The following is a 24,439-nucleotide window of genomic DNA, read 5'->3' on the forward strand; positions in this document are numbered from 1 at the left end:
AGTTTTTCCTATCAGGATTTGAACTGATCACAGGAAGGTCACTAGGGTCGGGCCTCGTACCTTCACGCGTTGATCACTCGCCCCGGGGTGGCCGTGAAGGTCCCGCCGAGTGTGCTCTGTTCGGCGGCTGAGGAAGAAGGAGCTCGCCTTCGTGGGGTCCCACCGTCGTCCCAAGCCCGCGAGCCGCACCCGCGTGACCGTGCTCAGCGCGACCGCCGCCGCTGTCGTCGCCCTCACCTCGCAGGCCGCCCAGGCCGACCCGAAGCCCACCAAGGACGAGGTCAAGAGCAAGGTCGACAAGCTCTACGACGAGGCCGAGCAGGCGACCGAGGCGTCCAACGGCGCCAAGGAGAAGCAGGCCACCCTGGAGAAGGAGATCGGGCAGATCCAGGACAAGGTCGCCCGTGGCCAGGAGGAGCTCAACACCCTGCGCAGCGGCCTCGGTTCGATGGCCTCGGCGCAGTACCGCTCGGGCGGCATCGACCCCTCGCTCGCGCTCTTCCTCTCCTCCAACCCGGACGACTTCCTGGACAAGGCGTCCGCCCTCGACCAGCTGAGCGCCAATCAGGCCGAGGCGCTGCAGAAGATCCAGGGCAAGCAGCGCACCCTCGCGCAGGAGCGCAAGGAAGCCCAGGACAAGCTGAAGGACCTCGCCGACACCCGCAAGGTGCTCGACGACAAGAAGAAGGAAGTCCAGGGCAAGCTCAGCGACGCCCAGACGCTGCTCAACTCGCTGACCGCGCAGGAGAAGGCCGCGCTCGCCGCCGACGACGCGCGCGCCAACCGCTCCGACGCGCGGCCGGACCTCGGCAACGTGCCCGCCTCGGGGGTCGGCGGCGCCGCCCTCGCCGCGGCCCAGACGATGATCGGCCGGCCGTACCAGTGGGCCGCCACCGGCACCGCGTCCTTCGACTGCTCGGGTCTGACGGGCTGGGCCTACCGCCAGGCCGGCGCCAACCTGCCGCGTACCTCGCAGGAGCAGGCCAACGCGGGCACCCGGGTCAGCCGCAGCGAACTCAAGCCCGGCGACCTGGTGCTCTTCTTCGGCGACCTGCACCACATCGGCCTGTACGCCGGCAACAACATGGTGCTGCACGCGCCGAGGACCGGCACGGTCGTGCGCTACGAGTCGATGGACAACATGCCGTTCCAGTTCGGTGTGCGCATCGGCTGACGCGCCTTTCGCTCCGTCAGCCGCCGACACCGCCCAAACGGGCGAATTCCGGCAACTCGCGCTGACGCCACGCCCCGCCGGTGACCTGTGCTCTCCGGTGGGGCGTCACTTTGCGTAGGCGGCCGGGTCGTTGGCCGCCCGGTGTGCGCCCGGTTACTGTCCGGCGTGCGGTTCCCCCGGTGACTCGCCGCCCGCCCGGGCGGCAGGGGCCGCACGCAGTGCAAGGGAGTGCGGCATACGTGGCGTCCCATCGCCGGCCTTCGCAGTCGGGCCTGACCCAGAGCGCCCGCGTCACCGTCCTTTCGGCCGCGGCGGCAACGGCCGCGGCAGCCCTCGCGGCCCCCGCGGCGAGCGCCGACCCGCGCGAGCCGGCTCCCTCGGGGCAGGCCAAGGTCGACCGCCTCTTCGAGGAGGCCGAGCAGGCCACTGAGCAGTACGACAAGGCCGACGCGCACGCGCGTGAGCTGCGCGAGCAGGTCAAGCAGGCGCAGGACGGCGTCGCGCGCGGCCAGGACAGGATCAACCGCATGCGGGGCGCGCTCGGCGCGATCGCCGGGGCGCAGTACCGCTCGGGCGGCATCGACCCCGCGCTCGCGCTGCTCCTGTCCTCCAACCCGGACACCTATCTCGACCGGGCCGCCGCCCTCGACCGGCTGAGCGAGCGTCAGACCGGCGCGCTCCAGGACCTCCAGCGCGAGCAGCGGCGCCTGTCGCAGCAGCGCGCCGAGGCGAGGCGCAAGCTCGCCGAGCTGGAGCGCAGCCGCACCGAGGTGGCCCGGCACAAGCGGACCGTGGAGTCGAAGCTCGCCGAGGCGCGCCGGACGCTGAACGCGCTGCCCACCGCCGACCGCGCCGCCTTCGACCGCGCCTCCCGCTCGGGCCGCACCGAACTGCCCGGGCTCCCCGACTCGGCGCCCGCCTCCGCGCGGGCCGCGGCGGCCGTGATGGCGGCTCGCGCGGCGATCGGCAAGCCGTACATCTGGGGGTCCAGCGGGCCCGCCGGGTTCGACTGTTCGGGCCTGATGCAGTGGTCGTACGCCCAGGCGGGCCTGGGTCTGCCGCGCACCTCGCAGGAGCAGCGGTACGCCGGCCACCAGGTGCCGCTCTCCGAGGCGAAGCCGGGCGACCTGATCACGTACCGGCACGACGCCAGCCACATCGCCATGTACATGGGGAACGGCCAGGTGGTGCACGCGCCGTATCCCGGGGCGCCGGTGCGCTACGACCCCGTGGGGATGATGCCCATTTCCTCGGTGACGCGCGTCTGACCGTACGATCGGCGGCGTGGCAGGTCATGGACGTGGTCGACGGGTGTGGCGCGGGCGGGCGGCGGGATGCGCGCTCGCCGCGCTGCTGCTCGCGGCCGGCTGCTCGGCGCCCGGTTCGGCCCCCGACGCCACGGCGAGCCAGGTCCAGCAGGTCCTCGACCGGCGCGCGGCCGCGGTCCTCAAGCACGACGAGGTCGGCTATCTGGCCGCCGTCGACCCGGCCGCCACGGGCCTGCGGGTGGCTCAGCGCACCGAGTTCGGCAACCTCGCGCAGGTGCCGCTGAGCTCCTGGACGTACCGGGTCACCGGCGTGGACCGGCACGGCGCGACGGCGACCGCCAAGGTGGAACTGCACTACCGCATCGAGGGCTACGACACCGCGCCCGTCACGGCCGCCCGCACTCTTACCCTCGACCGGCGCGGCGGGAACTGGTACGTCACCGACGACCGGCCAGCCCAGGGCGACGCGCAGCTGCTGTGGCAGCAGGGCCCGGTCACGGCCGTACGCGGCATCCACAGCCTGATCCTCGGGGTCGGCCAGGACTTGGCGAAGCTGCACGGGATCGCGGTCGCGGAGGACGCGGCGGTACCGGCGGTGTCGGCCGCGTGGCCGGGCACATGGGCAGGCCGAGTCGTGGTGCTCGTCCCGCCCTCCCTCGACGGCATGGCCGCGTTGCTCGGCGCGCCCGCCGCCTCCTACCGGGGCATCGCGGCGGTGACCACCGGCGAGGCGGGTGGCGCGGCGGCGGCCCCGGCGGACCGGGTGATCGTCAACCCGGACGCGTACGCGGTCCTCGGCGACCTGGGTCGCAAGGTCGTCCTCACCCACGAGACCACCCACGTGGCCACCCGCGCCCACACCTCGCCCGCCACCCCGATGTGGCTCTCGGAGGGCTACGCGGACTGGGTCGGCTACCGCGACACCGGCCGCACCGCCCCCCAGGCCGCCCCCGAACTCCAGAAAGCCGTCCGCGCGGGCGACCTCCCCGCCGACCTCCCCTCGGACGCCGACTTCGGCTTCGACGGCGGCGCTGACCGCCTGGCGAAAGCGTACGAAGGCGGCTGGCTGGCCTGCCGCCTGATCGCCACCCACTGGGGCGAGGCGACGCTGGCCCGCTTCTACACGAAGGTGGGCGACCAGCCCCACCGCGAGGGCGCGGTGGAAAAGGCGATGAAGGAGGAACTCGGCCTGTCCCCAAGGGAGTTCACGGCGCGGTGGCGGGAGTATGTGCGGGGGCAGCTGGCTTGATCAGGGCTTGTCCAGCTCCTTGATCGCCTCGGCCAGCCACTTCTTCTCCGCCGTGCCGGTGGCGCGCGCGATCCGCAGCATGCCCTGGCGGAACAGGTCCGGCGCCTGCTCGGCCGTGACGGGCTCGCCCTCCCGGTAGAAGAAGCTCGCCGGTGTTTCGAGGAAGGCCTGCCGCCGCCGGAGGACGGCCGCCTGCTCGGCGGGGTCGGGCAGGTGCCGCAGGAAGGCGAGCAGGGTGAAGAACCGCTGCCCGTCGGTGATTTCGACGTCCTTGGGGTGCCGCAGCCGCTCCAGGAGCCCGGCGCGGCCCGCATCCGTGAGGGAGAGGATGCGCCGGGGCGCGGCCCCGCTGCCCGGCTCGGTGCGCTGCTCAAGAGCGCCCGCCTTCACCAGGCGGGTGATCGCCGGATACAGCGCCCCGTCGCTGACCGGCCGGATGTGTCCGCTGAGTCCCTTGATGCGCTCCTTGAGCTCGTAGCCGTGGAGGGGTTCCTCGTAGAGGAATCCCAGGATCGACAGCTCCAGCATGGGCGCCCCTCGTCTTGTCCGGTTGCCGCGTCTCATGGTACCTCTTATCGAGTTACCTCGAATCGAGGTATTGCATAGCGGGGGAGAGGGCAATGGGTCCGAAGGCTCATCGCAGGGCGCTGGTGTCGCTCGCGTATCCGGTCTACTTCGAGCTCCTGGCCGGGGTCACGGCCGGAATCATCAACACGGTCTGGGTGGCCCGGCTCGGCGGCGACTGCGTGGCCGCGGTCGCCGTGGCCACCAACGTGGAGAACGTGCTGCTCGGGGTCGTCCTGATGGCCGGGTCGGGCACGACCGTGCTGCTCGCCCGGGCCAGGGGCGCCGGAGATCCGGGCGGGGTGCGGGCGGCCGTGCGGGGCGGCTGGGCGCTGTGGGCGTTGCTCACCCCGGTCGTCGCGGTGGGCGGATTCCTGTGCCGGGAGCCGCTGGCCCGCCTGGTGCTGGGCGCGGACGCGGGCGCGGCCCTGAATCTGGCCACCGGCTACTTCTCCGTCGCACTGCCCGGCACGGCGGTCTTCTTCGCCACCAACGTCGTGGACGGCATCCTCAAGGGCACGGGCGACACCCGCACCCCGATGCGTCTCGCGCTGCTCTCCAACGGGCTGATCCTGGTCCTGGACCCGCTGCTCATCCTGGGCTGCGGCCTCGGCGTGCGGGGTGCGGCCATCGCCACCGTGGCCGGGCGTGGGGCCGCCCTGGCGTGGGGCCTTGTGATGCTGCGGCGGAGCGCCGTGCTGCGCGCGGCCGGGCCCTCGCCGCGCGCCCTGTCCGCCGATCTGCGCCGCACGGTGCGCACCGGACTCCCCATCTCCGCGGACTTCGTCGTGCGCATGGGTGGAGCACTCGCCCTTGTCGGCGTCGTCGCCCGGATCGGTGTCGCCGAGGTCGCCGCGTACGGCATCGCGACCAAGGCGATGTACGTGGCGACCATGGCCTTCTACTCCGTACGCCAGGCCGCCGCGATCCAGACCGCGCGCCTGCTCGGGGCGGGGCGGGACGAGCGGCGGGCCGTTGGGCGGGCGGCGCTGCGCGTCTCGGGGGCGGTGGGGATCGCAGCGCTCCTCGTGCTGCTCGCCGCCGCGCCCTGGATCATGGCGGCGTTCGGCGCGCACGGGGAGGTGGCCGCGGCCGGGGCGCTGTATCTGCGCTGTCTCGGGCCCTACCTGGTGCTGCTCGCCTGCTTCATCGCGGTGGGCGGGGTGTTCGAGGGCAGCGGCGGCAGCCCGCTCCTGGCGCGGATCACCGGATGCGGAGTGGTTCTCCAACTTGGGCTCGCCCACGGCCTGTTGGGGCTGGGCCTGCCCGGCATCTGCCTGGCGGCGGCGCTGGCCACGGCCGCCCAGTGCGCGGCCCTTGCATGGCTCTGCCGACGTACGTCGAAGCGTCAGCAGGTGGTGGACGGCTCGGTCCTGCGGGTGGGCTGAAGGGGCACCGGCGGGAGGTTGCGGGTCGGGGAGGTCGAGTGCCACAGGCGGTGGCAGGCCAGGAGTGAGGCGGTCAGGAGGAGGCCGTTGCGTACGACCAGGAGGAGTACGCCCAGCCAGTCGCTCGCCACCACGTGGGAGAACCAGATCGGGAACTCCAGGAGGGTCACGCCCGTCGCGGCCAGGACCAACTGGGCCGGGCGGGTCATCGGGGTGCGGCGGAAGGCCAGGCACACCGCCGCCAGGCCCACCAGCCACAGGAGGTACTGGGGGCTGATCACCCGGCTGGTGGTCGTGAAGAGCAGTACGGCGGTGAAGGCCGTGTCCGCCAGGGTGCTCGGGTGCAGCGGGCCGCGGGATCTGAGGCGCCACAGCAGCAGCCAGCCGAAGGCGAGCGCGGTCAGGGCCATCGCGAGGGCGGACACCAGCGGAACGTACGGGCCCAGGAACTCCACCGAGCCGTAGTTCAGCTCCACCCGGCCGTGCCAGCCGAAATGCCGGGCCGCATGGAAGACGAGCCCGCCGAGCGACTCGACCTCCGTGCCCCGCTCCCGCTGGAAGGTGAGGAAGGCGAGCGCGCCCGGCGCCGCCGCGACGCACGCCACCAGGATCGCGGCGGCGCTCACCACGGCGGTCGTCCAGGACCGGCGCGGGGCGCGGATCAGCAGGAGCACCGGCCACACCTTCAACAGCGCCCCGAACGCGGCGAGCGCGCCCAGGATCCGCGGGTGGCGGGCGCCCGCGAGCAGCGCCGCGACCGCGACCGCGGTCACCATCACGTCGTAGCGGGCGTACGCGGTGGGGCCGAGCAACGGGACGCCGACGGCCCACATCCAGCCGCCGTTCAGGGACTTGCCCGGGCGGCCCGCCGCGTACATCAGGAGGCCGAAGACCGCCGTGTCCGCCAGGAAGGCGAGCAGGAAGAACGCCGTCGCGTAGTCGAGGAAGGGCAGCGCCGCGGGGGAGAGGATCGCGAGGGCCGCGGCCGGCGGGTACTGCCAGGTCACGTCGTCCAGCGGATACGTGCCGGTCGCGAGCACCTGCGACCAGCCCTGGTAGATGACGTGGACGTCGCTGGTGACGTCCGGGCCCGGCAGGGCCAGCACCCTGAAGACGCCGAACAGCAGCAGATAACGCGTCGCGGCCCAGGTGGCCGCCACCGCGAAAGGGCGCCGGAAGATGCTCATGGTGTCCGTCTCGTCCTGATTTAGGGGGCCGGAGCCATGATGCCGGGTACCTGGGCGCCTCGGCCGTCAGGCGGGGCCCTTTCGGTTCCGTGGCGCCGCCCCGCGGCCTCCCTTCGGCCGCGCGCCCCGGGTTCGGTACTGTCGGCGGCGATGCACAAGACCTTGATCGTGACCAATGACTTCCCGCCGCGCCCCGGCGGGATCCAGGCGTTCCTGCACAACATGGCGCTGCGGCTCGATCCCGAGCAGCTCGTCGTCTACGCCTCGACGTGGAAGCGGAGCCGGGAGGGCATCGAGGCGACCGCCGCGTTCGACGCCGAGCAGCCGTTCACCGTCGTGCGCGACCGCACCACGATGCTGCTTCCGACGCCCCGGGTCACCCGGCGGGCCGTCTCCCTGCTGCGCGAACACGGCTGTTCCTCGGTGTGGTTCGGGGCGGCGGCGCCGCTCGGCCTCATGGGGCCCGCGCTGCGCAGGGCCGGCGCGGAGCGCCTGGTGGCGACCACGCACGGGCACGAGGCCGGATGGGCCCAACTGCCCGCCGCGCGCCAGCTGTTGAGGCGGATCGGCGAGGGCACGGACACGATCACCTACCTCGGCGAGTACACCCGCTCCCGGATCGCCGGCGCGCTCACCCAGCGGGCCGCGGCCCGCATGGTCCAACTCCCGCCCGGCGTCGACGAGAAGACCTTCCACCCCGGCTCCGGCGGCGACGCCGTACGCGAACGGCTCGGGCTCGCCGACCGGCCCGTCGTGGTCTGCGTCTCGCGGCTCGTGCCGCGCAAGGGCCAGGACACGCTGATCCTCGCCATGCCGGCGATCCTCGCGCAGGTGCCGGAGGCGGTACTGCTCATCGTGGGCGGCGGGCCGTACGAGGCCGACCTGCGCAAACTCGCCCTGGACACCGGGGTTTCGGCCTCCGTCCGCTTCACCGGGGCGGTGCCCTGGGCGGAACTTCCCGCGCACTACGGGGCGGGCGACGTCTTCGCGATGCCGTGCCGCACCCGGCGCGGCGGCCTGGACGTCGAGGGCCTCGGCATCGTCTACCTGGAGGCCTCGGCGACCGGCCTGCCCGTGGTCGCGGGCGACTCGGGCGGCGCGCCCGACGCGGTGCTCGACGGCGAGACGGGCTGGGTGGTGCGGGGCGGCTCCCCCGAGGACTCGGCGGACCGCATCGTGACCCTGCTCCAGGACGCGGAGCTGCGGCGCCGGATGGGGGAGCGGGGGCGGGAGTGGGTCGAGGAGAGGTGGCGCTGGGATCTCCTGGCGGAGAAGCTGCGGGGTCTGCTTTAGCGCGCACGGCTTCGCTCGGCGGGGGTGCGGCTATTCGACTCTGGGGGCCGTCGGGGGCCGTTTGCGCAGTTCCCCGCGCCCCTGAACCCGCTTTCGGCCTCGGGCCGTGGGTGGTGCTCGCGCGGTTCCTCGCGCCCCTTAAAGGCCGGATGTCGTCCGCGGGCCGTGCGTGGCTGGTCGCTCCCCCACGTTCTCGGCTTCGCTCGAACAGGGGGTACCCCCACCGCGGCGGAGCCGCACTATGTCACGGCCCCGCGCTCCTAAAACCCGTCTTCGTCCGCGGGCTGTGGGTGGTGCTCGTGCAGTTCCCCGCGCCCCTAGCGGGGTGCACCCTGCCAGGATGCATCCCCCAGCCCGTCCGGCGATTGAGGACGAGCGCCCTTCAGGCGCGAACGGGGTCCGGGGCGGAGCCCCGGGCCACCGGCCTGCGGGGGACGAAAATTGAGCCCCTCCGGCGATTGAGGAGCGGGGTTCGGGGCGGAGCCCCGAGTGCGGCGGGCGGGCCGGAGGGAGGGGGTCGGGGGCGTAGCCCCCGAAAGCCCGGGCCGCTGCGGGCTCAGCGGGTGTAGATCGCCTCGATCTCGTCCGCGAAGTCCTTCGCCACAACGTTCCGCTTCAGCTTCAGCGAAGGCGTGATGTGGCCCGCCTCCTCGGTGAACTGCGCGCCGAGAACGCGGAACTTGCGTACCGACTCCGCCTTGGAGACCGCCGCGTTGCCGTCGTCCACGGCCCGCTGCACCTCCGCCAGGAGATCCGCGTCGTCGCGCAGGGCGGCCACCGTCGCCACGGACTTGCCGTGCTCCTCGGCCCAGCGGCCCAGGAACTCCTCGTCCAGGGTGACGAGCGCGCCCACGAACGGCCGCCCGTCGCCGACCACCATGCACTCCGCCACCAGCGCGTGCGCGCGGATGCGGTCCTCGATGACCGCGGGGGCGACGTTCTTGCCGCCCGCCGTCACGATGATCTCCTTCTTGCGGCCGGTGATCGCGAGGTAGCCGTCCTCGTCGAGGGTGCCGATGTCACCGGTGTGGAACCAGCCGTCGGCGAGCGCCTCGGCGGTGGCGGCCTCGTTGTTCCAGTAGCCCTGGAACAGGTGCTCGCCGTGCAGCAGCACCTCGCCGTCGTCCGCGATCCGTACGACCGAACCCGGCAGCGGCTGCCCGACCGTGCCGATCTTCGGCCGGTCCCAGGGGTTGAACGCGGTCGCGGCGCAGGACTCGGTCAGGCCGTAGCCCTCAAGGACCGTGAAGCCGATGCCGCGGAAGAAGTGGCCGAGCCGCTCGCCGAGCGGCGCGCCGCCGGAGATCGCGTACTCGCCGCGCCCGCCGAGCACCGCCCGCAGCTTGCTGAAGACGAGCTTGTCGAAGACCTTGTGCTTGATCTTCAGGCCGACCGAGGGCCCGGCGTCCGTGCTGAGCGCCGTGCTGTAGGCGATCGCGGTGTGCGCGGCCTTGTCGAAGATCTTGCCCTTGCCGTCGGCCTGCGCCTTGGCCCGCGCCGAGTTGTAGACCTTCTCGAAGACGCGCGGCACGCCGAGGATCAACGTCGGCCGGAACGAGGCGAGTTCATCGGTCAGGTTCTTGATGTCCGGTACGCAGCCGAGCTTGATCGGCGCCATCACCGAGGCCACCTCGACGAGCCGCCCGAAGACGTGGGCCGCGGGCAGGAAGAGCAGCACCGAGCACTCGCCCGTACGGAAGAGGGGCTTGAGCCGCTCGACCACGTTGCCGCACTCCGCGAAGAAGGCGCGGTGGGTCAGCACGCAGCCCTTGGGGCGGCCGGTGGTGCCGGAGGTGTAGACGATGGTCGCCGGGTCGTCGGCGTGCGCCGAGGACATCCGCGCGTCGAGCAGCTCGTCGGAGACGTCCGCGCCGGTCGCGGTGAGCCGGCCCACCGCGTCGGTGTCGAGCTGCCAGATGCCCTTGAGGGCGGGCAGGCCGGCCTGGACCGAGGTCACGGAAGCCTCGTGGGCCGCGGACTCGACGATGGCGAGCGTCGCGCCGGAGTCGCCGAGGATCCACTGGATCTGCTCGGGCGAGCTGGTCTCGTACACCGGGACGGTGACGGCGCCCGCGCTCCAGATCGCGAAGTCGAGCAGCACCCACTCGTACCGGGTCCGGGAGAGCAGGGCCACCCGGTCGCCGGCCTCGACGCCCGAGGCGATCAGGCCTTTGGCGACGGCGCGCACTTCGGCGAGGAACTGGCGGGCGGTGACATCGGCCCAGGCACCGGCGATCTTGCGGCCCATGACCGCGACATCGGGATGCTGAGCGGCATTGCGGCGGATCAGATCCGTCAGGTTGCCGTCCGAAGGGACCTCGTACAGGGCCGGAAGGCTGAACTCGCGCAAGACTGCTGCTCCTCATCGGGCGCCGGTGCCACGGCTCTGTGTGATGCACCGGCTGCGGTCCAAGATCGGGCAGGTGCCCGGAGGCTTCCGTGGGGGGCGGAACTCCGAGCACGACTGGACTGCCCGGACGTTACCCATGGGTAGTGGGTTCCCGATAGGGGGTTCTGGCCAGATGTTCGGTGCGTCACACATGTTTGACACTGCTTCGCGCACAGTAGTCCACACCTTCGGGCACCCGGAAGTAACCGCAGGTCCGACGGCCTAAGGTGACCCTCATGCGAGTTCATGTGGTCAGTGACGTGCACGGGAACACCGAGGGCCTGGCCAAGGCGGGCCACGGGGCGGACGCCCTCGTCTGCCTCGGTGACCTGGTGCTCTTCCTCGACTACGCCGACCACTCGCGCGGCATCTTCCCCGACCTCTTCGGCGTCGAGAACGCCGACCGGATCGTCGCCCTGCGCACCGCCCGGCGCTTCGAGGAGGCCCGCGAGCTGGGGCGATCGCTCTGGGCCGGACTCGACCGGGAGGCTGCGATCGAGGCCGCCGTCCGCCGCCAGTACGCCGAGATGTTCGCCGCCTTCCCCACCCCGACGTACGCCACGTACGGCAACGTCGACATGCCGGACCTCTGGCCGCAGTACGCGGGACCGGGCACCACCGTCCTGGACGGCCAGCGCGTCGAGATAGCCGGGCGCGTCTTCGGCTTCGTCGGTGGCGGGCTGCGGACCGCGATGCGAACGCCCTATGAAATCTCCGACGAGGAGTACGCCGCCAAGGTCGAGGCGCTCGGCGAGGTCGACGTGCTCTGCTCGCACATCCCGCCCGAGGTCCCCGAGCTCGTGTACGACACCGTCGCCCGCCGCTTCGAGCGCGGCTCGCGCGCCCTGCTCGCCGCGATCCACAAGATCCGGCCCCGCTACTCGCTGTTCGGCCACGTCCACCAGCCGCTGGCCCGCCGGATGCGGATCGGCCGCACCGAGTGCGTGAACGTCGGCCACTTCGCGGCCACCTCCCGGCCCTTCGCCCTGGAGTGGTGATCCGGCCACTGGATTGGCGGGCGGCCCGTACGCGATAGCCTGCACGCACACCTCCCCACCGCCGTCGCCCTCGTGCGGGCGGGGGAGAGAACAGACCCGGACCGCGCACTGGAGGAGCCACGACGATGGCGGAACACACCAGCTCGTCTATCACCATCGAGGCGGCCCCGGCCGACGTCATGGACGTGATCGCGGACTTCGCCCGCTACCCGGAGTGGACCGGCGAGGTGAAGGAGGCCGAGGTGCTCGCCACCGACGCCGCCGGCCACGCCGAGAAGGTGCGGCTGCTGCTCGACGCGGGCGCCATCAAGGACGACCACACCCTCGCCTACACCTGGAACGGCAACCAGGTCAGCTGGACGCTGGTCAAGTCCCAGATGCTGCGCACCCTCGACGGCTCGTACACCCTGGCCGACGCCCCGGGCGGACAGACCGAGGTCACCTACCGGCTGACCGTCGACGTCAAGATCCCCATGCTCGGCATGATCAAGCGCAAGGCGGAGAAGGTCATCATCGACCGCGCGCTGGCCGGCCTGAAGAAGCGCGTCGAGAGCGGCCCGGGCGACGCCGAGGCCGGTTCCGCCGACGGGGCCGAGAAGCTCTAGACGTGCGTACGGTCCTCGTCACCGGCCCCGGCGGCGCGGGCCGCACCACCGTCGCGGCGGCGACCGCACTCGCCGCCGCCCGCAGCGGCACCCGGGTCACCCTGCTGACCTCGGACCGGCTCCCCGGTGAACTCGCCGGAGTCACCGTCCGGCGAATCGATTCGGCCGCCCATTTCCGCGCCGAATTCCTCGCCTTCCAGGACCGCGCGGGCGTCGCCCTCGACCTGCTCGGCGCCTCCCGCCTGGACGCCGAGGAACTCACCGAACTCCCCGGCGCCGAACAGCTCGCCCTGCTCAGCGCCCTGCGCGAGGCCGCCGCCGACGAACCCGGCCTGCTCGTCGTCGACCTCCCGCCGGCCGACCGGGCCCTCGCCGCCCTCGCCCTGCCCGAGCAGCTGCGCCGCTATCTGCGCCGCCTCCTGCCGCCCGAGCGCCAGGCGGCCCGCTCGCTGCGCCCGGTCCTCGCCCAGCTCGCCGGGGTCCCCATGCCCGCGCAGTGGCTGTACGAGACCGCGGCCCGCTGGGACCTCGAACTGGCCGCCGTCCAGGCCGTGATCGAGGACCCGGGCACGACCGTACGGCTCGTCGCGGAACCCGGACCGGCCGCGGCCGAGGCCCTGCGCACCGCCCGGCTCGGCATCGCCGTGCAGCGGCTCGCCCTCGACGCGGTGGTCGCCAACAGGCTGCTGCCCGTCGAGACCCCCGACCCCTGGCTCGCCGGCCTCGTCGCCCAGCAGCGCAAGCACCTCGACGAACTGGCCGGGGAGTTCCCCGTCGTGCGCGAGGTGGCGCACCTCGGGCGCGATCCGCGGGGCGACGACGATCTGGAGCGGCTCGGCATCGCAGCCGGGCCGGACGAAAGCCCGGTCCCGCAGTGGACCATCGAGGACCGGCTCGCCGAGGACGACGTCCTGGTGTGGCGCCTGCCGCTGCCCGGCGCCGTCAAGGACGGGCTCGCGCTGGTGCGGCGCGGCGACGAACTCCTGCTCACCGTCGGCCCGTTCCGGCGCATCGCGGCGCTGCCGTCGGCGCTGCGCCGCTGCACCGTCACCGGGGCCCGCCTGCACGACGGCGTACTGGAGATCCGGTTCGCCCCCGATCCCGAGCTGTGGCCCCGCGGTCGCTGAACGCGCTACCCCCGTTCGGGTAACGTCGAAGGAAACAGCCCGTAGGAAAACCAGCCGCTGGAGTCCGCCATGAGCGAAGCCACCGAGCGCCCCGCCCCCGACGCGGATGCCTGGGCCGAGGCCTGCGCCGAGGACCTGGCCGCCGAGAAGGCGCGCCGCCGCGCCGAGTACGGCCCCCCGCCGGGATCCGCCGCCGAGGAACTGCGCAAGCTGCTCGACGCGGTCACCGACAAGGTCGCCGGCATCTTCGACGGCCCCTCCTCGCTGTCCGGCCTGGCGACCCAGGGCGCCGTGCAGCAGCTGATCAGCCAGGCGAAGTCCGCCGTCGAGCCCGTCATCGAGCGCAACCCCGAGGTCTTCGACCACCTCGCCGCGGCGGGCAACGAGCTGCTCGCCGCCTACCGCTCCGCCGTCGAGGGCCACGAGCGCCGCTGGACGTCGGCCGACGACAGGAAGCGGGACGGGGACACGGGCCCCACCGAGCACATCGACCTCGACTGAGACCCATACCGGGACCAGGTGTCAGCAAGGCACCGGACCCGGCCTCACACCCGGCGCCAACACGGGCTCGGCACGCTGAGCGCCGCCCCGGCTCGGGTACGGTTGGCCGTAGCGGGGCTCGACCGAACTGAGGGATTCATGGGACTCACCATCGGTGTCGATATCGGCGGCACGAAGATCGCGGCGGGCGTGGTCGACGAGGACGGAAACATCCTCTCGACCCACAAGGTGCCGACCCCCGGCACGCCCGATGCCATCGTGGACGCGATCGCCTCGGCCGTCGACGGCGCACGCGCCGGACACGAGATCGTGGGCGTGGGGATCGGGGCCGCCGGTTACGTCAATCGCCAGCGGTCCACCGTCTACTTCGCGCCCAACATCGACTGGCGCCAGGAACCGCTGAAGGAGAAGGTCGAGCAGCGCACCGGCCTCCCGGTCGTCGTCGAGAACGACGCCAACGCGGCCGCTTGGGGCGAGTACCGCTTCGGAGCCGGCAAGGGCCACCGGAACGTCATCTGCATCACGCTCGGCACGGGCCTGGGCGGCGGCATCATCATCGGCAACAAGCTGCGCCGCGGCCACTTCGGCGTGGCCGCCGAGTTCGGCCACATCCGGATGGTGCCGGACGGCCTGCTGTGCGGCTGCGGCAGCCAGGGCTGCTGGGAGCAGTACGCCTCCGGCCGTGCCCTGGTCCGCTACGCCAAGCAGCGCGCCAACGCCACCCCCGAGAACGCCGAGTTCCTGCTCGGCCTCGGTGACGGCACCCCCGAGGGCATCGAGGGCAAGCACATCTCGATGGCCGCCCGGCAGGGCGACCCGGTCGCGGTCGACTCGTACCGCGAACTGGCCCGCTGGGCGGGTGCGGGCCTGGCCGATCTGGCCTCGCTCTTCGACCCGTCGGCCTTCATCGTCGGCGGCGGGCTCTCGGACGAGGGCGAGCTGGTGCTCGACCCGATCCGCAAGTCCTACAAGCGCTGGCTGGTCGGCGGGAACTGGCGCCCGGTCGCCGACGTCATCGCGGCCCAGCTCGGCAACAAGGCCGGCCTGGTCGGCGCGGCCGACCTCGCGCGGCAGCCCGACCCGATCATGTAGGTCCCGTACCACCGACGGCGCCCGCCGAGTCCGCCCCGGACCGGCGGGCGCTGTCATACGTTGTGGACCATGACGACCCCTGCCGGCCAACTGCCCGCGTCCGCCACGGAGAACGGCTCGGCCGTGATCCGCGTCCTCAGCTACAACATCCGCTCGATGCGCGACGACAACGCGGCCCTTGCCCGGGTGATCCGCGCCTGCGAGCCCGATCTCGTCCTCGTCCAGGAGGCGCCCAGATTCTTCCGCTGGCGCAAGGCGGCGGCGCGGCTGGCGGCGGCGACCGACCTGGTCATCCTGAGCGGCGGCGCCACGGCCGCGGGCCCGATGCTGCTCTGCTCGCTGCGGGCCACCGCGGAACGCACCGAGGACGTGCTCCTTCCGCTCACCCCCGGCCTTCACCGGCGCGGTTTCGCGACCGCGGTGGTACGGATCGGCGGGGCCAGGATCGGCGTCCTGAGCGCCCACCTCAGCCTCCAGGCGGCCGAGCGGTACGAGCAGGCGGGGGCGCTGCTCGACCGGCTCGCCGCGATGGGCGTGGAGCACGCGATCGCGGGCGGCGACCTGAACGAGCGGCCCGGCGGGCGCAGCTTCGGCCGCCTCGCCGGGGCGCTCCAGGACTGCTGGGACGCGGCGCCGTGGGGCGGGGAGTCGACCTTCACGCCGAAGGACCCGCAGCGGCGGATCGACGCGATCTTCGCGACCCGGGGCGTCGAAGTCCTGGGCTGCGGCGTGCCGTTGGGGCTGGCGGACCCGGAGGACCTGACCGCGGCCACCGATCATCTGCCGGTGCTCGCGGCCCTGCGAGTGCGGGCGGGGTAGGGGCTCGGGGGCGCTGCATACCAGCGCCCCACGCCCCGCTCCGCGCAGGAGCTCAGACGACGGCGCCGCGGCCCGGGTCGTCGTCGTCCTCGTCGTGCTGCATGCGGGCGAAGAGCGTACCGATGCCGCCCAGGAAGCCGCCCACGCCGAGCGTGGTGAGCCACCACGTCATGTCCCAGCCGAAGATCGCCGCGAGGATCAGCAGCAGCGGACCGCCGACCACGCCCAGCCACGCGAACTTCGCCGTGACGTCGGCCTCCGGGAGCGGGGGCGGCTCCGGCGGCACGAAGTGGCCCTCGTCCGAGGCGTCCAGGTCGTCGTCGGACGGCTCGGCGGGCGCGAAGTCGCGCGGGCCGCCCACACCGGGCGCGAACACCACCGAGCTGCCGAGCGCCGGCTTGTCGGCCCCCTTGCCGGCGCTCTTGTCCAGGCCCTTGTCGGGGCCCTTGTCGGCTTCGGGCGCCTTGCCGGTCTCATCGCTCTCGTCGGGCTCGTCCTCGATCAGGGCGAGGTCCTCCACCGATCGATACGGTCTGCTGCCCGGCGGGTCGGCCGGCTCCTCGCCGTACCCCGCCACGATCGCCGCCCAGGCCGCCTCTTCGTCGATCGGCTGCGGTTCGCGGTCCGCGTCGTGCTCAGCCACCGGTCGTGCTCCCCTTCTTCCCGACGCTAGGAGCGAGGCGGCCGATGAACGAGTAGCTCTCCTCGAAGATCCGCTCCGCATCGTGGTCCAACGTCGCCACGTGGTAGCTCTGTTCCAGCAGGATTTCCTCGACGTCCGTGGAGGACACCCGGCTGAGGATCCGCGCCGAGTCGACCGGCGGCACCACATGGTCCTGCGGGCTGTGCAGGACCACCAACGGCTGGGTGACCTGCGGCAGTTCACCGTCCACGATCTTGAAGAAGTTGCGCAGCGAGTTGGCCGCGTGCAGCGGCACCCGGTCGTAGCCGACCTCCTCGGAGCCCTCCTTGGCGATGTCGCTGGCGATGCCCTTCGTGGACCGTACGAAGTGGCGGACCAACGGCAGCGCCTGGGCGGCCGCGCCGTGCACCTTGTTGCCCGGGTTGACGAGCACCAGGCCGGTGACCGCGTCGCCGTGCTTCGCGGCGAGGCGCAGCGACAGGGCGCCGCCCATGGACAGCCCGAAGACGAAGACCCGGGTGCAGCGCTCGGTGAGCTCGCGCAGGGCGCGGTCCACCTCCGCGTACCAGTCCTGCCAGCCCGTGAGCTGCATGTCCTGCCAGCGGGTGCCGTGCCCCGGGAGGAGCGGCAGCGAGACCGTGAGGCCGCGCTCGGCGAGGTAGTCGGCCCAGGGGCGCAGCGACTGCGGGGAACCGGTGAAACCGTGACAGAGGAGGACGCCGACCTCTCCGCCCTCGTGGCGGAACGGCTCGGCTCCAGGGAGGACCGGCACCAGGGGTCTCCTGTTCATGAGCAGGGGCGGGGTTGTGCGGGGGAGTCGTACTTCACGGTACGCGACCGGACCGACACCGACCAGGGCCGTCGCGCGGGAGGCCGGGCCCGGCACGGGTTAAGGTCTGTTCGACAAGCACAGGAAGGCATCCGAGTTGATCTACGGCGCAATGAAGTTCTCCATCGGCGGGTCGCTGAAGCTCGCCTTCAGGCCGTGGGTGGAGGGCCTGGAGAACATTCCCGCCGAGGGTCCGGCGATCCTCGCGAGCAACCACCTCTCCTTCTCGGACTCCTTCTTCCTGCCGGCCGTCCTGGACCGCAAGGTCACCTTCATCGCCAAGTCCGAGTACTTCACCTCCCCCGGGGTCAAGGGCAAGCTGACGGCCGCCTTCTTCAAGGGCGTCGGCCAGCTCCCGGTGGACCGCTCGGGCGCCCGCGGGGCCGGCGAGGCCGCGATCAACGCGGGCATCGACGTCATCAAGAGCGGCGGCCTCTTCGGCATCTACCCGGAGGGCACGCGCTCGCCCGACGGCCGCCTCTACCGCGGCAAGCCGGGCGGTCTGGCCCGGGTCGCGCTTGCCACCGGCGCCCCCGTGATCCCGGTCGCGATGATCGACACCGAGAAGATCCAGCCGCCGGGCAAGGTCGTCCCCAAGCTGATGCGCCCCGGCATCAGGATCGGCAAGCCGCTCGACTTCAGCCGCTACCAGGGCATGGAGGGCGACCGCTTCATCCTGCGCTCGGTGACCGACGAGGTCATGTACGAGATCATGAAGCTCTCCGGCCAGGAGTACGTCGACATCTACGCGACGGCCGCCAAGCGGCAGATCGCGGACGAGGCCAAGCGGATCGCCGACGAGCAGAAGGCCGCCGAGAAGGCGGAGCGGGCCCGCGAGGCCGAGCAGGCCAAGCGGGCGGAACGGCCCGGCGACTAGCCGCGTCCGTCCAGGGCCGGGCCAGGGGTGGGGAACATGGCGAAACGCGAGCGAGTCGTACGGATGTCGGTGGAACTGCCCCTGTGGCGGGCCCTGACCGGCTACCGGGTGCTCACGACGCTCTACGCGTTGGCGATCTTCGCCAACGGCTACCACAAGTTCGAACGGCCCTGGGTCGGCGTCGGGTACCTCTCGGTGCTCACCGTGTGGAACTTCGCGACCCTGCCGAGGGTGGCGAACGCGGCCGCGTGCACCAAGCGCTTCCTCGCCGTCGACCTCACCGTGGTGCTCACCGGCATCCTGCTCACGCCGCTGGCCGACGTGGACGCCCAGTACGTCGACGGCCCGACGCTGCCGACGATAGCGGCGGCCGGGGCGGTGCTCGCCTTCGCGATCAAGGGCGGCTGGCGCTGGGCCGGGTTCGCCTCCTCGCTGGTGGCCGTCGCCAACATCGTGGAGCGCGGCCACCCCACCCGGGACACCTTCCACAACGTGATCCTGGTGTGGATCGCCTCCATCGCGATCGGCTACATCGTCGAGGTGGCCCGGGCCAGTGAGGCGACGCTCGCCCGCGCCCTGGAGATCGAGGCGGCCACCCGCGAGCGCGAACGCCTGGCCCGCGACATCCACGACAGCGTGCTCCAGGTGCTCGCCATGGTGCAGCGCCGCGGCAGCGCGCTGGGCGGCGAGGCCGCCGAGCTCGGCCGGCTGGCCGGCGAGCAGGAGGTCGCCCTGCGCACCCTGGTCACCAGCGGCCTGGTGCCGCCGACCCGGGCCTCCGAGGACTTCGCGAACGGCGCCGTCGTACGGGCGGTCGAGGTGGACGACGAGCCCGGCGAGAGCGGCGAGATCGACCTGCGCTCGCTGCTCGCCCGGCATGCCGGATCGAAGGTCTCCTTCGCGGAGCCGGGCGCTCCGGTGCTGCTCGCACCCCCCGCCGCCAGGGAGCTCGCGGCCGCTGTCAGTGCCGCACTGGACAATGTCCGTATGCACGCGGGGGAGTCCGCCCGGGCCTGGATCCTGGTGGAGGACTGGGGGGACGAGGTGATCGTGACGGTGCGGGACGACGGGCCCGGAATCCCGGCGGGCCGGCTCGACCAGGCCGAGGGGGAGGGACGCATGGGCGTCGCCCTCTCGATCCGGGGCCGGCTGCGCGACCTGGGCGGCACGGCGGAGCTGATCTCCGTGCCGGGCCAGGGCACAGAAGTTGAACTGAAGGTCCCACGGGGGAAGGCAGGACGGCACGGATGACGCAGCAGCAGACGGCGCGGGCGGATGCGACGGTGAAGGTGATGGTGGTCGACGACCACCCGATGTGGCGCGACGCGGTCGCCCGCGACCTGGCCGCCGCCGGCTTCGACGTGGTCGCCACCGCCGGCGACGGACCGCAGGCGGTGCGCCGGGCCCAGGCCGCGGCGCCCGACGTCCTGGTCCTCGACCTCAACCTGCCGGGCATGCCCGGCGCCCAGGTCTGCAAGGAACTGGTCGCCGCCAATCCGGCGTTGCGGGTCCTGGTCCTGTCCGCCTCGGGCGAGCACGCGGACGTGCTGGAAGCGGTGAAGTCCGGCGCGCTCGGCTACCTCCTCAAGTCGGCCAGCACCGAGGAGCTGACCGACGCGGTGCGCCGCACGGCCGTGGGCGACCCGGTGTTCACGCCGGGCCTGGCCGGCCTCGTCCTCGGCGAGTACCGAAGGCTCGCCAAGGACCCGGCGCCCGCCACCTCCGACGAGCCCAAGGCCCCGCAGCTCACCGACCGCGAGACCGAGGTGCTGCGCCTGGTCGCCAAGGGCCTGAGCTACAAGCAGATAGCCGAGCGCCTGGTCATCTCGCACCGCACGGTGCAGAACCACGTCCAGAACACCCTGGGCAAGCTCCAGCTGCACAACAGGGTGGAGCTCGTGCGGTACGCGATCGAGCGCGGCCTCGACGACGCCTGACCGAGCCATCCCCCGTACGGGTGAACGACGAGTCGTCAACTCCCTTACGGATCAAGTGAATTGACCCTTCGCCCCATCCCGGAGTGACATGCGTCACCACTAGCGTGGACCGCGTACGTCACTCCCAGGTGAAGGGACCATTCCATGCGGGTCGGAGTACTGACCGGAGGCGGTGACTGCCCCGGACTCAACGCCGTCATCCGGGGCATCGTCCGCAAGGGTGTGCAGGAGTACGGATACGAGTTCACCGGGTTCAAGGACGGCTGGCGCGGTCCCCTGGAGGGCGACACCGTCAAGCTGGACATCCCGGCGGTGCGCGGCATCCTGCCGCGCGGCGGCACCATCCTCGGCTCCTCGCGCACCAACCCCCTCAAGGCCGAGAACGGGGTTCGCCGCATCAAGGAGAACCTCGCCAAGTACGAGATCGACGCCGTGATCGCGATCGGCGGCGAGGACACCCTGGGTGTCGCGGCCCGGCTCAGCGACGAATACGGCATCAACTGCGTCGGCGTCCCCAAGACGATCGACAACGACCTGTCCGCCACCGACTACACCTTCGGCTTCAACACGGCCGTCGGCATCGCGACCGAGGCCATCGACCGGCTGCACACCACGGCCGAGTCCCACATGCGGGTCCTGGTCGTCGAGGTCATGGGCCGGCACGCGGGCTGGATCGCGCTGCACTCGGGCCTGGCCGGCGGCGCCAACGTCATCCTCATCCCCGAGCAGCGCTTCGACGTCGACCAGGTCTGCGGCTGGATCACCTCCCGCTTCAAGGCCTCGTACGCCCCGATCGTCTGTATCGCCGAGGGTGCCATGCCGAAGGACGGCGAAATGGTGCTCAAGGACGGCACGCTCGACTCCTTCGGGCACGTGCGGCTCTCCGGCGTCGGCGAGTGGCTGGCGAAGGAGATCGAGAAGCGCACCGGCAAGGAGGCCCGCACCACCGTGCTCGGCCACGTCCAGCGCGGCGGCACCCCGAGCGCCTTCGACCGGTGGCTCGCGACCCGCTTCGGCCTGCACGCCATCGAGGCGGTGCGCGACGGCGACTTCGGCAAGATGGTCGCGCTGCGCGGCACCGACATCGTGCGGGTGCCGATCGCGGAGGCCACCTCGAAGCTGAAGACCGTGGACCCCGCGCTCTACGCCGAGGTGGGCGTCTTCTTCGGCTGACCGCTGCTGACCCCGGCCGACCAGACCGGGCGGGTCCGGGCTGTGGGCCGTATATTCGCGATATCCGGCCCATAGCCCTCATGACTGGCCTGAGAGCCTGTGTCTAAACCCCGCCCGGGCCCGCGACGCCTGGCACGCACGCTCGCCGCGTTGCCGAAACGCCCTAGTAGCTCCGCTACGAGGACCTTCCGGCGCCTTGCGATCGCACGCGCCAGACGCCGCGGCCTGATCCGGACGGGGTCTAGACACAGGCTCTGATGGCCAGGAAGCGCCCATAAGGGGAAAGTCGTGGAAATCCTGGCATTCGGCGTGCAGACCGACGAGAAGCCGCTGATCGAGAAGGCCTTCGCGGGACTGCACGACATCCGCTGTCTGGACGTCTTCCTCACCGAGGACACCGCGCCGATCGCCGCCGGGCACGAAGTGGTCTCCACCAGCGTCAACGCCAACCTCAACGCCCACGTGCTGCAGAGCCTGGCCGCCGGCGGGACGCGGATGATCGCCCAGCGTTCCACCGGCTTCAACAACATCGACCTGGACGTGGCCGCCCGCCTCGGCCTCACCATCGCCCGGGTCTCCTACTACTCGCCGTACTCCGTCGCCGAATTCGCCTGGACCCTGGCGATGGCCGTGAACCGCCGCATCGTGCGGGCCTCCAACCGCACCCGCGACTTCGACTTCCGCCTGGACGGGCTGCTCGGCCGCGACATGCGCGGCCGCACCGTCGGGGTGCTGGGCACCGGCAAGATCGGCGAGGCGTTCACCCGGATCGCCCATGGCTTCGGCATGAACCTGCTCGGCTGGGACGCGGCGCAGAACCCGGCCTGCGTCGAGCTCGGCATGAAGTACGTCGACAAGGAGGAGCTCCTCGCGAACGCGGACGTGATCAGCCTGCACGTGCCGCTGCTGCCCTCGACCCAGCACCTCATCGGGCGCCGGGAACTCGCGGCGATGAAGGACGACGCGATCCTGGTCAACTCCAGCCGGGGCGGGCTCATCGACACGGACGCGCTGGTGGGCGAGCTGCGCAAGGGCCGCTTCGCCGGCGTCGGCCTCGACGTGTACGAGGCCGAGGCGGGGCTCTTCTTCCTCGACAAATCCCTGGAGGCCGTCCAGGACGACACCCTGGCCCGGCTCGTGACCTTCCCGAACGTGGTGGTCACCTCGCACCAGGCGTACTACACCCAGGACGCGGTGGGCCAGATCATCGCGGCGACGGTGGACAACGTGGCGGCCTACAAGGCAGGCCGCCACACCGAGAACGTCCTGGTCCCGGCTGCGCCGTAAGCGCCTCAGCGCACCGCGGCCACCCCCGCGAGCAGGTCCCTGACCACCTCCGGGCCGCGCAGGGTGAGCACCGACTCCGGGTGGAACTGGATGCCCGCGTACCCGGGGCCGCGCAGCGCGTGCACCTCGTGGGTCACCGGGTCGCGCGCGATCTCCACGCCCGGCAGCTCCCCTTCGCAGCGCGCCGCGAAGCTGTTGTAGAAGCCCACCGTCTCCTCGCGGCCGAACAGGTCGATCCGCACCTGCGCGCCCTGGTGGGGCTCCCGCTTGCGCACGATCTCCAGGCCGAGCTCCGCCGCGATCAGCTCGTGGCCCAGGCACACGCCGAGCAGCCCGTGCCGGTGGGAGCGCAGGAGCTCCGCGGCCAGCGGGCGAAGCAGCGCCATCTTCGGGTCGGCCGCGTCCGCGGGGTCGCCCGGACCCGGGCCGAGGATCACCGGGCCCTCGTGGCCGAGCACCCGCGCGTGCAGCCCGGGGACGTCGTAGCGGAGCACCGAGACCGCGAGGCCCGCCGAGCGCAGCACATGCGCGAGCATCGCCGTGAACGTGTCCTCCCCGTCCACCACGAGCGCCGACCCGCTCGGCTCGGCCGGCCGGTCCTGCATCCGCAGCCAGAACGGCGCGAGGTCGGCCCGCCGGGCGTCGAGCGCGGCCCGCACCCGGGGGTCGTCGGCGAGCCGGGGGCGTACCGCCCCGGTGGCCGGACGGCCGGGCCGCACCCCGAGCGCCGCCAGGACACCGGCGGCCTTGGCGTGCGTCTCGGCGACCTCGCTCGCCGGGTCCGAGTGGCGTACGAGGGTGGCGCCGACCGGGACCCTGAGGCGGCCGTCCGGCGAGATGTCCGCGGTGCGGATCAGGATGGGCGAGTCGAGGGTCTGGGAGCCGCCCGCGTCCCGGCCGAGCAGCGCGAGCGCGCCCGCGTAGTAGCCGCGCCCGCCGGCCTCGTACCGCTCGATGACCCGGCACGCGTTCTGCACCGGCGACCCGGTGACCGTCGCCGCGAACATGGTCTCCCTCAGGACCTCGCGGACGTCGAGCGAGGAGCGGCCCCTCAACTCGTATTCGGTGTGCGCGAGATGGGCCATCTCCTTGAGGCGGGGGCCGATCACCACGCCGCCCATGTCGCCGACCGTGCACATCATCTTGAGCTCCTCGTCGACGACCATCGACAGCTCGTCGGTCTCCTTGCGGTCGGCGAGGAAGGTCAGCAGGTCCTCGGGGGTGGGGCCGCCCGCCGGGTAGCGGTAGGTCCCGCTGATCGGGTTCATGACGACCGTGCCGCCGGACATCCGGACATGGACCTCGGGGCTCGCGCCGACCAGAGTGCGGTCGCCCGTGTGCACCACATACGTCCAGTACGCGCCCTGCTCACCCACGAGGAGGCGGCGGAACAGCGCCAGCGCGTCGGCCCGTCCGAAGCCGGGGATCTCGCCGGTGAAGGTGCGCCGGATGACGAAGTTGGCGCCCTCGCCGCGGCCGATCTCGTCGTCGATCACCCGTCGCACGATTCCCGCGTACTCCTCGTCGCCGACGTCGAAGCCGCCGCCCTCGACCCGCACCTCGTGCGCGGGCAGCTCGCCGAGCACGTCCGCGAGAGGGAGCTCGTACGTCTCGTCCGCGACCAGGACCGAGAGCGGCGTCCCGTCGTCGCGGACGTCGAAGCCGCGCTCCCTGATCTGCCGGAACGGCACCAGGGCGAGCGCGGGCCGGTCGCCGACGGGCAGGTCGGCGAGGTGTTCGGCCTCGTGGACATCGCCGATCAACAGCTCGACGACGTCGTGATCATGACCAGGGGTGCGCCTGCGCAGCAGCGCGAACGGCGGGCAGTTCTCGTCCAACAGCCTCTGGATGAGCATGAGTTGAGTGGTTCCTTCCGGTGGTGAGCGGGAGGAACAGCCCGGGAAACACTGAAGGCCGCCCCTCGGGGCGGCCTTCGCGAGTCTGTGTACGCGCAGAAATCAGCGGGCCGCCGGATGAGCGGTCCACCACCAGTTCTGGGTCGAGTGCGCGAACATGCCGGGCACTCTACCCGATGGCAC

23 protein-coding genes are annotated in these 24,439 nt (G+C 72.2%); 16 read left to right on the plus strand and 7 right to left on the minus strand.

Translation table 11 applies throughout. The features are described from left to right. Nucleotides 1–151: 151 nt before the first annotated feature. The 3 genes from OHA17_RS28820 (at nucleotide 152) to OHA17_RS28830 (ending at nucleotide 3,691) form a co-directional block, all read left to right on the plus strand. Complete coding sequence (locus tag OHA17_RS28820) at nucleotides 152–1,174, plus strand: NlpC/P60 family protein (RefSeq protein WP_406508975.1); 1,023 nt, start codon at nucleotides 152–154, stop codon at nucleotides 1,172–1,174. A gap of 239 nt (nucleotides 1,175–1,413) precedes the next feature. Then, complete coding sequence (locus OHA17_RS28825; RefSeq protein WP_398870958.1) at nucleotides 1,414–2,442, plus strand: NlpC/P60 family protein; 1,029 nt, start codon at nucleotides 1,414–1,416, stop codon at nucleotides 2,440–2,442. 16 nt (nucleotides 2,443–2,458) lie between these two features. Further along, the gene (locus tag OHA17_RS28830) at nucleotides 2,459–3,691 is read left to right on the plus strand and encodes a hypothetical protein (protein WP_406508976.1); all 1,233 of its coding nucleotides are present in this window, start codon (nucleotides 2,459–2,461) and stop codon (nucleotides 3,689–3,691) included. On the opposite strand, the gene OHA17_RS28835 is transcribed toward OHA17_RS28830, so the two are convergent. Next, the gene (locus OHA17_RS28835) at nucleotides 3,692–4,219 is read right to left on the minus strand and encodes a PadR family transcriptional regulator (RefSeq protein WP_406508977.1); all 528 of its coding nucleotides are present in this window, start codon (nucleotides 4,217–4,219) and stop codon (nucleotides 3,692–3,694) included. Between the two features lie 92 nt (nucleotides 4,220–4,311). Between OHA17_RS28835 and OHA17_RS28840 the strand changes: the two genes are divergently transcribed. Beyond that, entirely contained in the window at nucleotides 4,312–5,643 is a 1,332-nt protein-coding gene (locus OHA17_RS28840) for an MATE family efflux transporter (protein ID WP_406508978.1), read from the plus strand. On the opposite strand, the gene OHA17_RS28845 is transcribed toward OHA17_RS28840, so the two are convergent. Next, nucleotides 5,604–6,830, minus strand: coding sequence for a glycosyltransferase 87 family protein (locus tag OHA17_RS28845; RefSeq protein ID WP_406508979.1), 1,227 nt, complete (start codon nucleotides 6,828–6,830; stop codon nucleotides 5,604–5,606). The genes OHA17_RS28840 and OHA17_RS28845 overlap by 40 nt on opposite strands. A 150-nt stretch (nucleotides 6,831–6,980) precedes the next feature. On the opposite strand from OHA17_RS28845, the gene OHA17_RS28850 reads away from it, so the two are divergent. Then, on the plus strand, nucleotides 6,981–8,123 hold the full coding sequence (locus tag OHA17_RS28850; protein WP_406508980.1) for a glycosyltransferase family 4 protein: 1,143 nt from the start codon (nucleotides 6,981–6,983) through the stop codon (nucleotides 8,121–8,123). Between the two features lie 556 nt (nucleotides 8,124–8,679). Here the strand turns inward: OHA17_RS28850 and OHA17_RS28855 are convergent. Continuing rightward, complete coding sequence (locus tag OHA17_RS28855) at nucleotides 8,680–10,473, minus strand: AMP-dependent synthetase/ligase (RefSeq protein WP_406508981.1); 1,794 nt, start codon at nucleotides 10,471–10,473, stop codon at nucleotides 8,680–8,682. Nucleotides 10,474–10,748: 275 nt separating this feature from the next. Here OHA17_RS28855 and OHA17_RS28860 point away from each other — a divergent pair, with 275 nt between their 5' ends. The 6 genes from OHA17_RS28860 (at nucleotide 10,749) to OHA17_RS28885 (ending at nucleotide 15,654) form a co-directional block, all read left to right on the plus strand. Next, a complete protein-coding gene (locus tag OHA17_RS28860) occupies nucleotides 10,749–11,510 on the plus strand; it encodes a metallophosphoesterase (RefSeq protein WP_406508982.1) in 762 nt (253 codons plus the stop codon). A 125-nt stretch (nucleotides 11,511–11,635) separates the two neighbouring features. Next, nucleotides 11,636–12,115, plus strand: a complete 480-nt coding sequence (locus OHA17_RS28865; protein WP_406508983.1) for an SRPBCC family protein — start codon at nucleotides 11,636–11,638, stop codon at nucleotides 12,113–12,115. Between the two features lie 2 nt (nucleotides 12,116–12,117). Beyond that, entirely contained in the window at nucleotides 12,118–13,242 is a 1,125-nt protein-coding gene (locus OHA17_RS28870; protein WP_406508984.1) for an ArsA-related P-loop ATPase, read from the plus strand. A 69-nt stretch (nucleotides 13,243–13,311) separates the two neighbouring features. Beyond that, entirely contained in the window at nucleotides 13,312–13,743 is a 432-nt protein-coding gene (locus tag OHA17_RS28875; RefSeq protein ID WP_053727733.1) for a DUF5304 domain-containing protein, read from the plus strand. Between the two features lie 138 nt (nucleotides 13,744–13,881). Then, nucleotides 13,882–14,835 carry an ROK family glucokinase gene (locus OHA17_RS28880; protein ID WP_053727734.1) on the plus strand — a complete coding sequence of 318 codons (954 nt, stop codon included), beginning with the start codon at nucleotides 13,882–13,884 and terminating at the stop codon, nucleotides 14,833–14,835. A gap of 69 nt (nucleotides 14,836–14,904) precedes the next feature. After that, a complete protein-coding gene (locus tag OHA17_RS28885) occupies nucleotides 14,905–15,654 on the plus strand; it encodes an endonuclease/exonuclease/phosphatase family protein (protein ID WP_406508985.1) in 750 nt (249 codons plus the stop codon). A 52-nt stretch (nucleotides 15,655–15,706) separates the two neighbouring features. Here the strand turns inward: OHA17_RS28885 and OHA17_RS28890 are convergent, their stop codons facing one another. Both OHA17_RS28890 and OHA17_RS28895 read right to left on the minus strand, forming a co-directional pair. Then, the gene (locus tag OHA17_RS28890; RefSeq protein ID WP_053727736.1) at nucleotides 15,707–16,297 is read right to left on the minus strand and encodes a hypothetical protein; all 591 of its coding nucleotides are present in this window, start codon (nucleotides 16,295–16,297) and stop codon (nucleotides 15,707–15,709) included. After that, the gene (locus OHA17_RS28895) at nucleotides 16,290–17,069 is read right to left on the minus strand and encodes an alpha/beta hydrolase (RefSeq protein ID WP_406508986.1); all 780 of its coding nucleotides are present in this window, start codon (nucleotides 17,067–17,069) and stop codon (nucleotides 16,290–16,292) included. The genes OHA17_RS28890 and OHA17_RS28895 overlap by 8 nt, the downstream gene beginning before the upstream one ends. A gap of 154 nt (nucleotides 17,070–17,223) precedes the next feature. Here OHA17_RS28895 and OHA17_RS28900 point away from each other — a divergent pair, with 154 nt between their 5' ends. The 5 genes from OHA17_RS28900 to OHA17_RS28920 all read left to right on the plus strand — a co-directional run bounded on the left by OHA17_RS28900 (nucleotide 17,224) and on the right by OHA17_RS28920 (nucleotide 22,400). Next, nucleotides 17,224–18,003 (plus strand): 1-acyl-sn-glycerol-3-phosphate acyltransferase, encoded by a 780-nt coding sequence (locus OHA17_RS28900; protein WP_398870938.1) that lies wholly within the window; start codon nucleotides 17,224–17,226, stop codon nucleotides 18,001–18,003. Nucleotides 18,004–18,039: 36 nt separating this feature from the next. Then, a complete protein-coding gene (macS, locus tag OHA17_RS28905) occupies nucleotides 18,040–19,254 on the plus strand; it encodes a MacS family sensor histidine kinase (RefSeq protein WP_406508987.1) in 1,215 nt (404 codons plus the stop codon). Further along, nucleotides 19,251–19,940, plus strand: coding sequence for a response regulator (locus OHA17_RS28910; RefSeq protein WP_406508988.1), 690 nt, complete (start codon nucleotides 19,251–19,253; stop codon nucleotides 19,938–19,940). Before macS ends, OHA17_RS28910 begins: the two co-directional genes overlap by 4 nt. 144 nt (nucleotides 19,941–20,084) lie before the next feature. Then, on the plus strand, nucleotides 20,085–21,113 hold the full coding sequence (locus OHA17_RS28915) for a 6-phosphofructokinase (protein ID WP_406508989.1): 1,029 nt from the start codon (nucleotides 20,085–20,087) through the stop codon (nucleotides 21,111–21,113). Nucleotides 21,114–21,401: 288 nt separating this feature from the next. Further along, entirely contained in the window at nucleotides 21,402–22,400 is a 999-nt protein-coding gene (locus OHA17_RS28920) for a 2-hydroxyacid dehydrogenase (RefSeq protein WP_406508990.1), read from the plus strand. A gap of 5 nt (nucleotides 22,401–22,405) precedes the next feature. Here the strand turns inward: OHA17_RS28920 and OHA17_RS28925 are convergent, their stop codons facing one another. Both OHA17_RS28925 and OHA17_RS28930 read right to left on the minus strand, forming a co-directional pair. Next, nucleotides 22,406–24,256, minus strand: coding sequence for an anthranilate synthase family protein (locus OHA17_RS28925; protein ID WP_406508991.1), 1,851 nt, complete (start codon nucleotides 24,254–24,256; stop codon nucleotides 22,406–22,408). Between the two features lie 102 nt (nucleotides 24,257–24,358). Next, the gene (locus OHA17_RS28930) at nucleotides 24,359–24,415 is read right to left on the minus strand and encodes a trp operon leader peptide (protein ID WP_078516689.1); all 57 of its coding nucleotides are present in this window, start codon (nucleotides 24,413–24,415) and stop codon (nucleotides 24,359–24,361) included. Between the last annotated feature and the right edge of the window lie 24 nt (nucleotides 24,416–24,439).

Source organism: Streptomyces sp. NBC_00212 (genome assembly GCF_045206365.1).
Classification (GTDB): domain Bacteria; phylum Actinomycetota; class Actinomycetes; order Streptomycetales; family Streptomycetaceae; genus Streptomyces.